We start from the raw sequence: 14,186 nt of genomic DNA, 5'->3' as shown, positions 1-14,186 counted from the left end.
GGGGGCCTGCCTGTTTATACCGCGGCGAAAAGCCGAATAAAAACGATGGAACACGCCTTGCGCGGCGGAAGAAATGATAAATTGCGCAAAAGCGTGAAGAATATAGAACGAATTCCCAATACAAGAAAAGAATCGACGGGGTGAATGGATTTGTCAAGTCATAAGAAACGAAATCAATGGGCGTCCAGGCTGGGATTTATCCTTGCGACGGCGGGCGCGGCGGTCGGGCTGGGAAACCTGTGGAAGTTCCCATACCTGATGGGAAAGAACGGGGGATTCCAGTTTTTAGCGGCTTATCTGGTGTTTGTGGTGCTGCTGGGGCTCCCGGTGATGATCACCGAGATGTCCATCGGCAGGTATACCCAGCGCAACCCGGTGGACGCCTACCGTACCATCAACCGCAAAACCACCTTCATCGGGGTGATGGGGGTGCTTTCCGCCTTTATCATCCTCTCTTATTATAGTGTGATCGGCGGCTGGATTCTCAAATATATCGCTTCCTATGCGACCACCTTTGCCGCGCCGGTGGATTTTGCGGCCTATATTGCCGAACCGGTGCAGCCAGTGGTATGGCATTTGGTATTCATGCTTGCCACCTGCATCATCTGCTATAAGGGCACTCATGGCATTGAAAAGGCGTCCACCATCATGATGCCGGCGCTTTTCATCATTCTGGTCATTATCATTGTGCGCTCGGTGACCCTGCCGGGCGCGGGGGACGGGCTGCGGTTTATCTTTTCCGCGACCGGCTCCAAGTTCAGCTTTGCATCGCTGGCGGCTGCGCTGGGACAGGTGTTCTATTCGCTTTCGCTCTGTATGGGCATCACGATCACCTATGGCAGCTATCTCGGCCGCCATGCGGACATCCCCAAAAGCTGTCTGACAGTGGCTGGGCTTGACACAGCGGTGGCGGTGCTTGCGGGCCTGGCGATCTTTCCGGCGGTTTTTTCGTTCGGACTTGAGCCGGCGCAGGGGCCAAGTCTCATCTTTGGGACGCTCCCGAAGGTTTTCCAGGAACTGTACGGGGGGCTTTTCTTCGCGCTGCTCTTCTTCATCCTGCTATTCTTCGCGGCATTGACCTCCGCGATCGCGCTGCTCGAATGTGTGATTTCCTTCACGATGGACGACCTGCACTGGAGCCGTAAAAAGTCGGTGCTGGTTCTGGGGCTGCTGGTATTCCTGGCCGGTGTGCCGAGCGCGCTCTCCTATGGAGTCCTTGCTGATTTCACCATTCTGAACTATTCCTTCTTCGATTTCATGGGGATGCTCACCGACAACATCCTTATGCCGCTGGGCGGTATCGCGATGTGTGTTTACATCGGCTGGTTCTGGGGCCCCGGAAAACTCATCGCCCATATCGAATCGGACGGCATCAGCTTCAAGCTGAAAAAGGCCTGGCTCTGGTGTGTGCGGATTATCACTCCGGTGATGATAACAATTGTCACCATCATTGGGTTTATCAGTATCTACAACACCGTACGCGGATAAAATGATATTGGGGAGAAGGAATACGTCATGAATCTGGAAACGCGCCGGTTGATTTTGCGTCCATGGCGGGACACGGATGCGGAAGATTTATTTGCATATGCAAAAGATCCCCTGGTGGGCCCGGCCGCAGGCTGGCCGCCGCATACAAGTGTGGAAGACAGCCGCGGGATCATAAGGACCGTGCTGTCCGCGCCCGAGACTTATGCGGTTGTGCTCAAAGAAACCGGACAGCCCGTGGGAAGTGCCGGACTTATGATCGGGAAGGCAAGCAACTTTCAAATTGGCGAAAACGAGGGGGAACTCGGTTATTGGATCGGGGTGCCGTATTGGGGAAAGGGGCTCATCCCCGAAGCGGCGCGGGAGCTGCTGCGGCACGGTTTTGAGAATTTGCACCTGGAAAAAATCTGGTGCGGCTATTTTGACGGCAACGAAAAATCCCGCCGTGTGCAGGAAAAATGTGGATTCGTCTATCATCACACAAATAAGGAAATCGCATGTGAGCTGATGGGGGATATCCGGACAGAACATATTTCCTGCTTGACAAAAGACGCCTGGAAAAGCGCCCGGTAAACAATCCATATCGGGAGGTAATGGTGTGATGGAGGACGCGCTGAAAATTAAACTGTACGCATTTACGGTGGATTGCAAAAATCCACAGGAACTGGCGGCATTCTATGCGGCGCTGCTTCATTGGGAAATCCCGTTTTCCAATGAAGAATGGGCGTGCCTGGGCGCTCCGGGAACCAATCAGGGGGAATATCCCGGCATCCTGTTCCAGCGAAACCCCACGTATGAACCGCCCGTATGGCCGCAGGAGCCGCAAGCGCAGCAGCAGATGGCGCATATGGATTTTGCTGTGAACGATCTGGAAAAAGCCGTCCAGCATGCGGTCGATTGTGGGGCGAAGGTGGCGGACAAGCAGTTCTCCGATGACTGGAGGGTGATGTTTGATCCCGCCGGGCACCCGTTTTGCTTATGCCAGATGAAATCAGTCATCGAGAGTCCCTATTTTGCACTGCGATAGAAAAGTATAAAAAGAATGCGGCCGGTTGAAACCGGCCGCATTCTTTTATAAGTTTCAGCTATTTTCTGTTACATAAGGATGCACCTGAATCCTACCCGCGCGAACCTCTTCCACAAAGACCTTCGCAAGCCTTGGGTCGAACTGGCGCCCGGCCTGATCTTCGATCTCCTTAATGGCGAAATCGACCGGAAGAGCCTGCTTATAGGAACGTTTGGAGGTCATTGCGTCGAACGAATCGGCGATTGCAAGGCAGCGGGCCGCGATGGGGATATCCTCCCCGGAGATGCCGCGCGGGTAGCCTTTGCCGTCCCAGCGTTCGTGGTGGCCGATGACGGCCGGGATGACGTAATCAAGCGAGGGCAGGTGGCGGATCATGGCGATCGAATGCTCCACATGGGTTTTCATCGTTTCAAATTCCTCCCGGGTCAGCCTGCCAGGTTTGTTGAGGATCTCCTCCGGGATGCCGATTTTGCCGATGTCGTGCAGCAAAGCGGCCTCACGGATGATTTCGATGTGGTCCTTGTTGAGGTTCAGCGCAACCGCCAAAGCGGTGGAATATTCCGCCACATTCTGCGAGTGGCTGAAGGTGTAATGGTCCTTGGCGTCAATCGCGGCGGTCAGCGCGTAGATCGTGGAGGCATATTCGGCGTAGACGCCTGTTGCCACAGGGGAATCTTTCACATCGATCAGCTCGCCCTTTTTCTGAAGCGAATAGATGATGATCTTGTTTTTCCCGCTGCGTTTGGCGTTGAATACCGCCATATCGGCATTGCCGACCAGCTGTTTGACATTCGACGCGGCATAAGGATAAGCGCAGACGCCGCCGGAGAGGGTAAGCGCCCGCAGCGCGGCTCCTTTGGCATGCTTATTCATATCAATGATCTGTTGCTTGATCGTACAGGCGAGGTTATAGGCCGCCATCGCGTCGTAACAGGGCAGGATGATGGCAAATTCCTTGCCGCCGTACCGGGCGGGAATACCATTCTGCCCGACACAGGCAGTGATGATCCGCGCGATACTCTGCAGTGCGAGGTCGCCCTCCATATTGCCGTAAAGCTGGTTATAGAGCTTGAAATCGTCGACATTGAGGATCACGAGCGCAAGCGAACGGTCACGGCAGCGTTCGAACTCCTCGTCCAGTTTTTCGTAGAAGAATTTGCGGTTCAGAAGCCCGGTGAGATTGTCGATGCGGGATTCATAGTAAGCTTTTTCATAGAGCTTCGCGTTTTTTATGGCGATGGAAACGATCGAGTTGACCGATTCCAGGAAGGTTACGTCGTCAAAGGTGTAATTGTCGTGCTTATACTTTTTGGCAAGGCACAGGATGCCGACCAGCTCCTCGTCGCAGACGAGCGGTACGAGACATTCGATGTCCAGATCGCGCAGCTGCCGCTTCTCGCTTTCCCACATCGATTTATACGGTACGGTGCGGGAAAATTCCTTGAGGATGAGACAGTTTTCCTGCTCGCGCATCCACCGCACGCAGGGGTTGGTAAACGAGATTGCAAAGCTGTGGGAGTCGAGCGGACTGGCTGACGCCATTGTCCGGTAAAACTGGGTTTTGTCATCCGCAAGACAGACATAGACCTTTTCCACGTCGACCGCGCTCTTGACGACGGTGACAAGCTGGTCGAGAATGTCATCCAGATTCAGGCTTTTGGAAATATTCGTGGAGAAATCGCGCAGCTGCTGGGTGCGGGCGGCCTCCTCCTTGATGAAGAGGTTGTCGAGCAGTGTTTTCATCAGTTTATACATGGTGAAGGTGAGCACCGCAAAGACAATTGCGATGACCAGCGTGGTCGAATCGGAGAACTGCGGGAAGAAACGCCGGATGAAATCCTCCAGCGGCCGCACCATGTTGATGAAGAGCAGAGAGGAGAAGATCGCGGCGAGCAGATAGGTGGTGCCGCGCGAGACAAGCAGGGTCAATTTGAACAGCCTGCGCTTATAGAGCGCGTAGAACATGAAACCGGCATTGATGATGCCGGAGAGGGTATCGCCGGGAAAACGGCCGATGAATGGGAAGGAGGCCGCGATGTTGCCGAAAAAGAGGATTGCCAGCCCGATCAGCACCGGCGTGATTCTGGTGGAGGCTGTGCCGTTCTTTTTGATGTCCTTGACCACCATCAGGATGATCGAGAGCACCACCGCCATGCAGAAAAAGACCGGGATCGCAACCAGCGGGCTCATGTCGTAGATAAAGCTGGCCTGCCCGTCACCGATGTCCAGAACCTGCGGGTTGGTGATGAACACATCGCATAGGCTCATGATGAGGATGATCGCCGTGCCCGCCGTCCAGGCGCCGCGCAGGAAATACCCCTTGTAACCAAGGAAATCACACATGAAATTGTAGTAGAAAAGCGGGATGCAGAACATGCCGAGGTTTGAAACCTGGCACCAGAACGGGACGCCGGGATAGAGCTGCATGCGCATGAAGAAAGAGCCACCGGTCCACATGATGAAGATGATCAGCAGCGCGATGAACGAATAGATCACCTTGTTTTTCTTTGCGGCCAGGAAGGCAAGCAGCAAAAACAGATAGCAGGAAAGGGCGGTCAGCGGGACTGCTACAAAGATCATAAGTAGACGCAGCCCCCTTCCAGCGAGAGGTCGCGTTCCTGGAAACGCAGCAGTTCGAGCATATCATAGGAGGACGGGTTGATCCGTCGGATCGTGTGCCCGGTGGCTTTCCGATAGGCGGCGACCGTTCCGGATTTCAGGAAGGTGATCTTGAGCGGATCGATGCCGAGCAGCCGTTTCAGGTCGTGGTAATCGCTGTCGAAATAGGTGAAGTAGACGCTCAGATGCTCCTCCAGCACCTGGCGGGAGAGCGCGCTCGATTCGACCGCCTCCTGGCTCATTTCAACGTACATATGCAGATACGGCCGGCCCTCCTCGTTGTATTCTTTGAGGGCGAACCATTCGGCGATCCCGAGCTTTGAAAGCCGGATGACCTCCTCGATGGAGGCCTCGGTGATGCGGGTGAAGCCACCGATATCGATGACAGTGGGGACCCGGTCGACATAAGCGAACCGCGGCAGGCGGATACCGGAGGATTGGCTGCCCATCCCGAGGCACCGGTAAACGTCGCCCACACGGTAACGCATGAAGGCGCCGCCCTTAAAGACACTGATGACCAGCTCGTAGTTCTGGTTCGGGACCAGCTCGTCCATGAGATAGGTCTTGGGTTTGTAAGAGGGGTCCGTAAAGTTGCGCAGCATCTCGTTTTCCGGGATGAATTCATAGAAACAGGCGTCCGGGAAGAGGTAAAGCCCGTTTTTCTCCCAGCTTTCACAGCCGATGCAGGTGGGCTCGGTCCCCGCCATGATTTCCAGTGGCCGCACGCCCCAGAATTCCTCGAGCGCGCGCTTATAGTGGCTGCTGTCGGTGCCCGCACAGACGAAGCCCTTGAGGCGGAAAACGTCCTTGGGCATGATCGGCGTGCCGTTCTTTTTGCTGTGGTAGCGGGCGGAAAGGTAACGGTAGATCATCTTCGGAGAGAAGCGGAGCGAATGACCGCCGTCATGTGCAGCGCCGGAAGCCCCCTTGGAGGAGATCATATCCCCGAAGCTGCTGCTGATGTAATAGGCCACGCTGCTCAGGCCGAAAAAGATGTCGATCCCTTTTTGGAAACCGAGCTTGAAGCCGAGCTTGTTGCGCTGGGAGAAGGACATCTTCTCCGCAACCTTGACCGGCGGCAGAAACTCCATGCTCATCTCATCTCCCAGGATGAGCGGCAGGATGCCGGTGGCGTAGGGCAGCGGCGCAAGGCCATAGAGCATTTTGTCGTTATGGCCCACATTGAATTTCCCGCGCTCGTTGCTGGTGGACAGCACGAGGCAGGAGATGACATTGTTTTTATAGACGTCGAGCATGCTCTTGGTGTAAGGAGCGAGCTTGACCGGATGTTTGCCGCTTTCCCAGGTGGTCTGAATCCAGATGACCGGGTCGTCCGGGAGCATGTCGCCGCGTTTCTGGAGCAGGACGTCGGCGTAATCCGCATAATCGGTCAGCGGTACGCGCGCGCGAAACTCATCGATGGTATGCGGCGGCAAGCCGGGAAGGATACGTCTCCCCAGCTCGCAGTTGCACCACATTTGAATCTGCTCAAGCATCAGACGTTTCTGGATCTCCATATAGGAGGGGAGATCCAGGTCCAAAAAGCCGCAATACTCCTGCCAGAGCAGATCAAACTGCTGTTTTTTGAGCTTCTCCTCAAAGTTCATCTTAAAACTCCTCTGACGCCTTCAGCGTCTCAAGGCAACGTTTCACACTCTCAAAGTTCGGAATCAAAAACGGGACGGAAGCCTGGTAGGCCGGATATTCGGGAAACTGGCGCGGGAAAATGAACCGGTCCTGTATTACGACATACAGGAGGTTGAGCAGGGAAAAAAGGAACGCCGCAGCCAGCAGGCTGTTTTTACCCATGGCGAGCCATGCGGAGAAATAAGCGCCCGCGAACCACAGGACGCCTGGGTGCCGGCAGAGCGCATAGACGCCGCGGTCATAAACCGCAGGCGGCCGCGTGGGGTCCGCCGGCACCGGCAGGACCATCACAATGAGCAGCGTATACGCGAGCAACAACAGAAAAACCGCCGCCAGCGCCCAGAACAGGATCCTCAGAAAAACGGGCGGCAGAAAACCGTCGGAGGGCAGAACCGCTGCCTGGATGGTTGCATACAGCAAAAGGAGCGCTGCGAGGGGAAACAGAGCTTTCCCGGCAAAAGAACGGGCAGTGATGTTGTTGAGGTCATAACAAAGAAACATCAGAAAAGAAAAAGCGCCCAGAATCAGGTGCAGCATAGCAGCCTCCAGAAAGGAATTCTAATTTATTCTATCAAAGTTTTATCGCAATTGCAACAAAATTCGACGCTTTTATTCATAAATCGCACAGGTACACAAAAAAATTAGCGGAAAGATTTGGTAAATGTGCTGACAGTCACAAAAATAAAATTTCAGTCACAAAAACAGTCGCAAATAAATAATAAAATGGAAAAATCTATACCGGTTTGCGACCGCGATTTCCCGCCGGATAGATTTCCTACTTCCTTTCTTTGAAAAAGTGTGATAAAATAACAGGGAACAGGCCAGTTGTATCCGGCCGGATGACATACGGGAGGTGCGGCGGTCTTGCTGGTGTATCTATCCTTGCTTGAGGAGGATCAGGACAAGTCAAAGTTTGAAACACTTTATCTCACCTATCGCCAGATGATGTTCCGCACAGCAAACAGCATCCTGCATGACCCACAGCTCGCAGAGGATGCGGTGCAGCAGGCTTTTCTGCGCATCCTTGGCCATATGGATAAAATTACCTCTGCCGAGTGTCCCCAAACCAAAAGTTTCGTGGTTATTATAGTTAGAAACATCGCGATCAATCTCTACAATTCCCGCAGACGGCACGCGGTTCTTTCGCTCGACGAGCTGGAAGACTGGACGCCCGGCGACCTTTCGCCTGCCGGCGCAGTCGAAGCGCAGGACGATTACGAACGCCTCGCGGGATTGATTGCCAGCCTGCCGGAGAGTTACCGCGGCGTGCTTATGCTTAAGTACGACAACGGCTACTCCACCAAAGAGATTGCGCAGATGCTCGGGCTATCCGAAGAAAACGTGAAAAAACGGATTCAGCGGGCCAGGAAGAAACTTGAACAGGTGATGGGAGGTGTGAAGGCGCCATGATGATGGATGACGAACTATTTGCGCGCGCGGCGAGAAAAGCGGCCGGGCAGATGCTCGAAGAACTCCCGTCTGGAGAGCAGCCGGAACACCAGTTCTCCGAAACCTTTGAAAAGAAAATGGAAAAAATGCTGCGTTCACAGCGCCGCCCGCAGTGGCAGCGCAGCCTGGGCAGGATTTCCCGCCGCGCGGCGGTGCTCGCGCTGGTGGCGTTTGTGGGGCTTTCCGCCTGCCTGATGGGCGTGGAGGCTTGGCGCGCACAATTTTTTCAGATGGTGGAGGAAAAATTTCCCGACCACAGCCGCATCACCTTTGAAAACACCTCGGGCAGGGAAGTGCCGGAAGGCCCGTTCATCCCGTACGAGATCACCGATATTCCGGACGGGTTTACCTGCACCCAGTTTTCTTACAGTGATTTCTTTAATTATGCCGTCTATGAGGACGGCGAAGAGCACATGATTTCGTTTGACCAGAACAGGATCGATTCGATTGCCATCGGGCTCAACACCGAGGGCGCGAGCTTGGAGCCGATCACCCTGAACGGCGAACCGGCCCAGTTTTTAAGCAATCTTGGGATGCAGACGGTGCTTTGGTACGACGACCAGTACTGCTTTATGCTCACCAGCGACCTGCCGCGTGAAGAGACGCTGCGGATAGCCGGGAGCGTGCGTGTCAAAAATGTACCGGAAGGCCTGCCCAGCGGCTTTGACGCCGACATGGCGGCGGACAGGGGCGATGTGGTGCTGGCGCCGGAAGATAACCGAAATCTTGACAAACTCGACCGATTCATGAAAAATTTTGCCGCCGGGGTACCGGATGAGATCACGCTCAGCATTTTTACCGGGACAGGCGGCATCCGGCTGAGAAGCCTTGCGTATGATGGTTCCAAGATCACTTTTTACCGGGACGATTCCTTCGACGAGAAATCGGATCAGCCCTGGGTTCAACAGGAGGATTTTGACAGCATTGAGATCGCAGAGGAACCTTTGGATGGCAAAACGACCTATATCATCAATCTTTACAGCAGCCATTATGACCATCCGACCGAGGTAGCCAGCTACCGATAGGAGGATCCAGATGTTTAAAAAACAGCTTGGGGCGGCCCTGGCGCTGCTCCTGCTTTTATCCGCATGTACACAGCCTGCGCCCGGACCGTCTTCTTCGGCCCCGGGCCCGGGCAGTTCGTCTTTGGCGGCATCTTCCGCTCCGGAACCTTCGTCCGGGCCGCCGCCGTCCGCTTCGGCTGAGGGTCCGGATGCTTCGCAGCCCGAGCGGCAGGACGCTTCGACCGACGCGGCGCAGGGCCCCCTGCCGGCTGGTCCGTCCGTGGGCCCATCTTCGGCGCCCGAACCGCAGGAACTGCCGGAAACGCCCGCTTCTTCGAGTGCGCCGGACCCGCTGCAGATTGAAGTGATGGCCGACCGCGCGGATGAAACAAGTATTTATATGAAGGCTGCGGCTGAGAGCTATCCCTCCGATGCGAAAAGCATCACCTTCGAAATTACCAACGGCAGCGCGCAGGAAATCTCCAGCGGCACCTATTTCACGCTGGAGAAAAAGGAAGACGGGCAGTGGAACAAGGTGCGTTTCAAAGACGACACCGCCTTTGCCGATATCGCTCAGCTGATCCCGCCGGGTCAGTCGGTGGAGGAAAAGATCGCGCTCGACATCTTTGCCCAGCCACTGTCCACTGGCGAATACCGTGTAAGCAAAGAATTTGCCGGACCGGAATATTCGTTTACCCTTTCCGCCGGGTTTTCGCTCGGCGCGCCCGAAGGGACGCTCGAACTGAAAAAGCCGAAATCGGTCAGAATTTCGATCGGAAACGGCAAGTATATGACCAAGACGACCCTGACCCTCAAACAGAAATATGAGGGAAAATCCCCGGTATCTTTCGTGATGGAGAAGCTCGACACCTTCCATCCGGTGAAGGAGGATATGAAGCTTGGGGGCGCGGCGGAAACTGACGGTGCTCTGCTGACGCTGATCTATCCGGACGGGATGCAGAGGGAATTGTTTGTCGATCCGAATGCATTTATTGAAAACCCGGACGGTACGACGACGAAAATCACCCATCTGCTTGTCGACGGACAGCAGTGGTACTATTCGCTCGACGCGGATATCTACAGCGAGCTCATGGACTGCGCCATGAAATTTGGCGGGGAGCCGGAGCTGCAGGAACCATAGCAAAAAGAATCCTTTTTTGAATTGCGCCGCCGGCTTTATGCCGGCGGCGCAATGTGTTATACTGAAATAGAGCATCTTTGAAACGGTGGAAAGGGACGCGCTTATGAAAATGCCTGCGGAAGGGATCACAGCGGATTTTTTCGCGCCGTGCGGAATGAATTGCATGGTCTGCTATAAGCACTGTTATCATAAAAAGCCGTGCGCGGGCTGTCTGCGCGGTGAGGATGGGAAACCGGAACATTGCCGGAATTGCAGGATTTATGACTGCGTAAAGGAGAAGGGCCTTTCCTATTGTTATGAATGTCCCGCTTTCCCCTGTAAATGGATCAAAAATCTGGAGAAAAGCTATCACAAACGCTATGGGACAAGCCTTCTGAAAAACAGCCTGTTTGTAAAAACACATGGGCTGGCGGCTTTTCTAAAATGGCAGAAAGATGCCTTTACCTGCTCGGCTTGCGGCGGAGTATTTTCAATCCATGACCGGGAATGCAGCGAATGCCAGGCAAAGATGCCCTCAACTGGGGAAGAACGGGAGGCGGCGGGGAATGGGACTGCGTGAAACGATTGCGGCTTACCGGCCGGTGAACGAGCAGGAAACGGCGGACCAGGCGCTGATGCTCTGCATGATCGACCGATTCCCGGATACGATCCTGGCGCGGGAATGCCCTGCGTCACATTTGACCGCCTCCGGTTTCGTGGTGAATGAAAAGCGGGACAAAGCGCTGATGGTCTATCACAATATCTACCAGAGCTGGTCTTGGACCGGCGGCCATGCGGACGGGGATTGCGACCTGCTCGCGGTGGCCATGCGCGAGGCGAAAGAGGAAACCGGGATCACACGCCTGCGCCCGCTTTGCCGGGAAATCGCCGGGCTGGATGTGCTCGGCGTCACACCGCACAGAAAACATGGCGCGTATATCAGCGCGCACCTGCATCTGACGGCCTCGTTTTTGCTGGAGGCGCCGGAGGATCAGCCGCTGGCTGAGAAACCGGATGAAAACAGTGCGGTCGGATGGATTTTGCTTGCGCAGCTTGCGGAATATGTGACCGAACGGCACATGCTGCCGGTATATCAAAAACTGATGGAGAAACTGAAGAGCCTATGACGGACCTGAAAGAGATGATTGACCCGCTTACCGCCTGGTACCGGGCGAATAAACGGGACCTGCCCTGGCGGCGGGAAGTGACGCCTTACCGCGTATGGATTTCGGAGATCATGCTCCAACAGACCCGCGTGGAGGCGGTAAAGGACTATTTTCTGCGTTTTACAGCGGCACTGCCGGATGCGAAGGCGCTTGCGGAAATTCCGGAACAGCAGCTGCTGAAGCTGTGGGAGGGGCTCGGCTATTACAGCCGCGCCCGCAACCTGCAAAAGGCGGCAAAAGAGATTGTGACGGAATATGGCGGACAGCTGCCCGCTTCTTATGAAAAACTGATCGGTCTGCCGGGGATTGGACCGTATACGGCGGGCGCGGTCGCCTCGATCGCGTTCGGCATCCCGGTGCCGGCGGTGGATGGAAACGTCCTGCGGGTGGTTTCACGGCTGACTGCAGATGACGCCGACATTGCAGACCCCAGGACGAAAAAGGCAATGGAGGAGCGGCTTGCGGCCATTATACCCGCAAGCTGCCCCGGGGATTTCAACCAGGCGATCATGGAACTGGGCGCGACCGTTTGCGTCCCGAATGGCCCGCCGGACTGTGCGCGGTGTCCGCTTTCCAGCGGGTGTGAAGCATTCCGGCGCGGTATCCAGACCACACTGCCGGTCAAAGCGGCGGCAAAGCCGCGCAAAATCCAGCCGCGCACCATTCTGGCGCTGGTACGGGACGGGCGGATCGCCATCCGACGACGCCCGGCGCGCGGACTGCTGGCTGGGCTGTGGGAGCTGCCCGGTGTGGATGAAACGCTCGATCAGTCCGGCGTGATTGCAAAGGCGCGGGAATGGGGATTTGAGCCGCTGCGCGCTGAACAGCTTCCGGATGCAAAACACATTTTCACGCACATCGAATGGCGGATGACCGGATGGCGGATCACCGTCGCGGAGGACTGCGAATCCGCGGGGCTGGTGTGGGTAGATCCGGAGCGCCTGACGGAAGACTATCCGCTTCCGTCCGCGTTTTCTGCCTATCTGCAACCATTTCTGGAAAAGTATGGCGGATAGGGCGCGGGGCGTTCAATGTTTGGTCACAGAATAGACATAAAACCACCGATAAAATTTGTTATAATAAAATGTATAGTTTTATAAAAAATGATGAACAAAGAAAGGGAGTGCTGTATAATGCCGTCTAATCCGTATTCGGAGATTACCCCGCAGATACTGGAACTGAGCGAGCTTTGCAGGAAAAGCAGTGCGATTGACCCCGCGCTGTATGCAAAGTACGACGTGAAAAGAGGGCTGCGCGACATTAACGGCAAAGGCGTTATGGCCGGGCTCACCGAGATTTCGGAGGTCTGTTCCAGCACGGTCGATGAGAACGGCGCCACCATCCCATGCGAGGGAAAGCTGTTCTACCGGGGCGTCAACATCAAGGATCTGGTCAACGGGTTCATCCGGGAAAAGCGGTTCGGGTTTGAAGAGTCCGTCTACCTGCTTTTGTTCGGGAGCCTGCCCAAACAGGAGGAACTGCGGGCGTTTACGGAACTTTTGGCAAATTACCGGACTTTGCCAACCAGTTTTGTGCGCGACATCATTATGAAGGCCCCAAGCCGCGATATGATGAACACGCTTGCGCGCAGTGTGCTCACCCTGTATTCCTATGATGACCGGGCGGATGACGTTTCGATTCCGAACGTCCTGCGCCAGTGCCTGCAGTTGGTGGCATTGTTCCCGCTGCTGTCGGTTTATGGCTATCAGGCATACAACCATTATCACGAGGGACAGAGCCTGTACATCCATTCGCCGCTGCCGGAGCTTTCCACTGCGGAAAACATCCTGCGTATCCTGCGCCCGGACAGCTCCTATACCGCGCTGGAGGCGCGTGTGCTCGACGTGGCGCTTGTGCTGCACGCGGAGCATGGCGGCGGCAACAACTCGACCTTTACAACCCATGTCGTTTCTTCCTCCGGAACCGATACCTATTCGGCGGTCGCGGCGGCCATCGGTTCGCTCAAGGGGCCGCGGCACGGCGGCGCGAACATCAAGGTCGTGAAGATGTTCGACGACATGAAGCAGAACCTTTCCGACTGGGCGGATGAGGACGCGGTGGAGGATTACCTGCGCCGGCTGTTACATAAAGAGGCGTTTGACCACGCCGGGCTCATCTACGGCATGGGGCATGCGGTCTACTCGCTCTCCGACCCACGTGCCGATGTGTTTAAATTCTTCGTCAAATCCCTTTCGGAGGAAAAAGGGCTCGATAAGGAGTTCGCGCTCTATTCGCTGGTGGAACGGCTTGCGCCGAAGGTCATCGGGGAGGAGCGCCGCATCTATAAAGGCGTTTCGGCCAACGTCGACTTTTACAGCGGGTTTGTTTACAGCATGCTCAACCTTCCGACCGAGCTTTTCACCCCGATTTTTGCCATTTCGCGCATCGCGGGCTGGAGCGCGCACCGCATTGAGGAGCTGAGCAATTCCGGGAAGATCATCCGTCCCGCTTATAAAGGAGTCAAGGAAGAAGTCCCATACGTGCCGCTTGCGGAGCGCTGATTCAGGTTTTTGATGAAAAACAGAAGGTACCCGGCCCGGGCTGCAGACCTGGGCCGGGTTTTCTCTGTTTTGTGGACGGGAACGCCGGATTTATGGAGGAATCGCTGTTCATTTTCCCGTTCAGATGTGCTAGAATCTAACTATGACCTGTGAGAAAGAGGAGAAGAG

Annotated in this window: 13 protein-coding genes; 10 read left to right on the top strand and 3 right to left on the bottom strand. The window is 55.4% G+C overall.

Going from position 1 to position 14,186, the window contains the following annotated elements; genetic code table 11:
• The first annotated feature begins 150 nt into the window (after positions 1-150).
• From DWV16_RS14210 to DWV16_RS14200, 3 genes are read left to right on the top strand one after another with little or no spacing between them, the layout of a single operon-like run.
• The gene (locus tag DWV16_RS14210) at positions 151-1,488 is read left to right on the top strand and encodes a sodium-dependent transporter (protein WP_370219249.1); all 1,338 of its coding nucleotides are present in this window, start codon (positions 151-153) and stop codon (positions 1,486-1,488) included.
• Between the two features lie 27 nt (positions 1,489-1,515).
• Positions 1,516-2,058, top strand: coding sequence for a GNAT family N-acetyltransferase (locus tag DWV16_RS14205; RefSeq protein ID WP_066458182.1), 543 nt, complete (start codon positions 1,516-1,518; stop codon positions 2,056-2,058).
• Positions 2,059-2,086: 28 nt separating this feature from the next.
• Positions 2,087-2,512 (top strand): VOC family protein, encoded by a 426-nt coding sequence (locus DWV16_RS14200; protein ID WP_066458186.1) that lies wholly within the window; start codon positions 2,087-2,089, stop codon positions 2,510-2,512.
• Positions 2,513-2,566: 54 nt separating this feature from the next.
• On the opposite strand, the gene DWV16_RS14195 is transcribed toward DWV16_RS14200, so the two are convergent.
• Genes DWV16_RS14195 through DWV16_RS14185 form a run of 3 tightly spaced genes read right to left on the bottom strand, consistent with a single transcriptional unit; the run spans position 2,567 to position 7,315 of the window.
• Positions 2,567-5,092, bottom strand: coding sequence for an HD domain-containing phosphohydrolase (locus tag DWV16_RS14195; protein WP_066458189.1), 2,526 nt, complete (start codon positions 5,090-5,092; stop codon positions 2,567-2,569).
• On the bottom strand, positions 5,089-6,738 hold the full coding sequence (locus DWV16_RS14190) for a GH3 auxin-responsive promoter family protein (protein WP_066458192.1): 1,650 nt from the start codon (positions 6,736-6,738) through the stop codon (positions 5,089-5,091). Before DWV16_RS14190 ends, DWV16_RS14195 begins: the two co-directional genes overlap by 4 nt.
• A gap of 1 nt (position 6,739) precedes the next feature.
• A complete protein-coding gene (locus DWV16_RS14185; protein WP_066458194.1) occupies positions 6,740-7,315 on the bottom strand; it encodes a hypothetical protein in 576 nt (191 codons plus the stop codon).
• Positions 7,316-7,648: 333 nt separating this feature from the next.
• Here DWV16_RS14185 and DWV16_RS14180 point away from each other — a divergent pair, with 333 nt between their 5' ends.
• From DWV16_RS14180 to DWV16_RS14145, 7 genes are all read left to right on the top strand, one after another.
• Positions 7,649-8,188, top strand: a complete 540-nt coding sequence (locus DWV16_RS14180) for an RNA polymerase sigma factor (RefSeq protein ID WP_242863722.1) — start codon at positions 7,649-7,651, stop codon at positions 8,186-8,188.
• The gene (locus tag DWV16_RS14175) at positions 8,185-9,252 is read left to right on the top strand and encodes a DUF4367 domain-containing protein (RefSeq protein WP_118479864.1); all 1,068 of its coding nucleotides are present in this window, start codon (positions 8,185-8,187) and stop codon (positions 9,250-9,252) included. The genes DWV16_RS14180 and DWV16_RS14175 overlap by 4 nt, the downstream gene beginning before the upstream one ends.
• Positions 9,253-9,262: 10 nt before the next feature.
• Entirely contained in the window at positions 9,263-10,372 is a 1,110-nt protein-coding gene (locus DWV16_RS14165; RefSeq protein WP_158572905.1) for an immunoglobulin-like domain-containing protein, read from the top strand.
• A gap of 103 nt (positions 10,373-10,475) precedes the next feature.
• On the top strand, positions 10,476-10,931 hold the full coding sequence (locus DWV16_RS14160; protein ID WP_118479860.1) for a DUF3795 domain-containing protein: 456 nt from the start codon (positions 10,476-10,478) through the stop codon (positions 10,929-10,931).
• The gene (locus DWV16_RS14155; RefSeq protein WP_118479858.1) at positions 10,918-11,478 is read left to right on the top strand and encodes an NUDIX hydrolase; all 561 of its coding nucleotides are present in this window, start codon (positions 10,918-10,920) and stop codon (positions 11,476-11,478) included. Before DWV16_RS14160 ends, DWV16_RS14155 begins: the two co-directional genes overlap by 14 nt.
• A complete protein-coding gene (mutY, locus tag DWV16_RS14150; protein ID WP_118479856.1) occupies positions 11,475-12,533 on the top strand; it encodes an A/G-specific adenine glycosylase in 1,059 nt (352 codons plus the stop codon). Before DWV16_RS14155 ends, mutY begins: the two co-directional genes overlap by 4 nt.
• Positions 12,534-12,650: 117 nt before the next feature.
• A complete protein-coding gene (locus DWV16_RS14145) occupies positions 12,651-14,018 on the top strand; it encodes a citrate/2-methylcitrate synthase (protein WP_066458217.1) in 1,368 nt (455 codons plus the stop codon).
• The last annotated feature ends 168 nt before the right edge of the window (positions 14,019-14,186 follow it).

The organism is Anaerotruncus sp. AF02-27, from assembly GCF_003465835.1.
Lineage (GTDB): Bacteria > Bacillota > Clostridia > Oscillospirales > Ruminococcaceae > Anaerotruncus > Anaerotruncus rubiinfantis.
This window is presented reverse-complemented; position numbering and strand designations above follow the sequence as displayed.

Bases quoted from the DNA above. Each gene is read 5' to 3' on its own strand.
- DWV16_RS14190 (WP_066458192.1), bottom strand. From the start codon at position 6,738: ATGAACTTTGAGGAGAAGCTCAAAAAACAGCAGTTTGATCTGCTCTGG.
- DWV16_RS14195 (WP_066458189.1), bottom strand. From the start codon at position 5,092: ATGATCTTTGTAGCAGTCCCGCTGACCGCCCTTTCCTGCTATCTGTTT.
- DWV16_RS14175 (WP_118479864.1), top strand. From the start codon at position 8,185: ATGATGATGGATGACGAACTATTTGCGCGCGCGGCGAGAAAAGCGGCC.
- DWV16_RS14145 (WP_066458217.1), top strand. From the start codon at position 12,651: ATGCCGTCTAATCCGTATTCGGAGATTACCCCGCAGATACTGGAACTG.
- DWV16_RS14155 (WP_118479858.1), top strand. From the start codon at position 10,918: ATGGGACTGCGTGAAACGATTGCGGCTTACCGGCCGGTGAACGAGCAG.
- mutY (WP_118479856.1), top strand. From the start codon at position 11,475: ATGACGGACCTGAAAGAGATGATTGACCCGCTTACCGCCTGGTACCGG.
- DWV16_RS14185 (WP_066458194.1), bottom strand. From the start codon at position 7,315: ATGCTGCACCTGATTCTGGGCGCTTTTTCTTTTCTGATGTTTCTTTGT.
- DWV16_RS14160 (WP_118479860.1), top strand. From the start codon at position 10,476: ATGAAAATGCCTGCGGAAGGGATCACAGCGGATTTTTTCGCGCCGTGC.
- DWV16_RS14165 (WP_158572905.1), top strand. From the start codon at position 9,263: ATGTTTAAAAAACAGCTTGGGGCGGCCCTGGCGCTGCTCCTGCTTTTA.
- DWV16_RS14200 (WP_066458186.1), top strand. From the start codon at position 2,087: ATGGAGGACGCGCTGAAAATTAAACTGTACGCATTTACGGTGGATTGC.
- DWV16_RS14205 (WP_066458182.1), top strand. From the start codon at position 1,516: ATGAATCTGGAAACGCGCCGGTTGATTTTGCGTCCATGGCGGGACACG.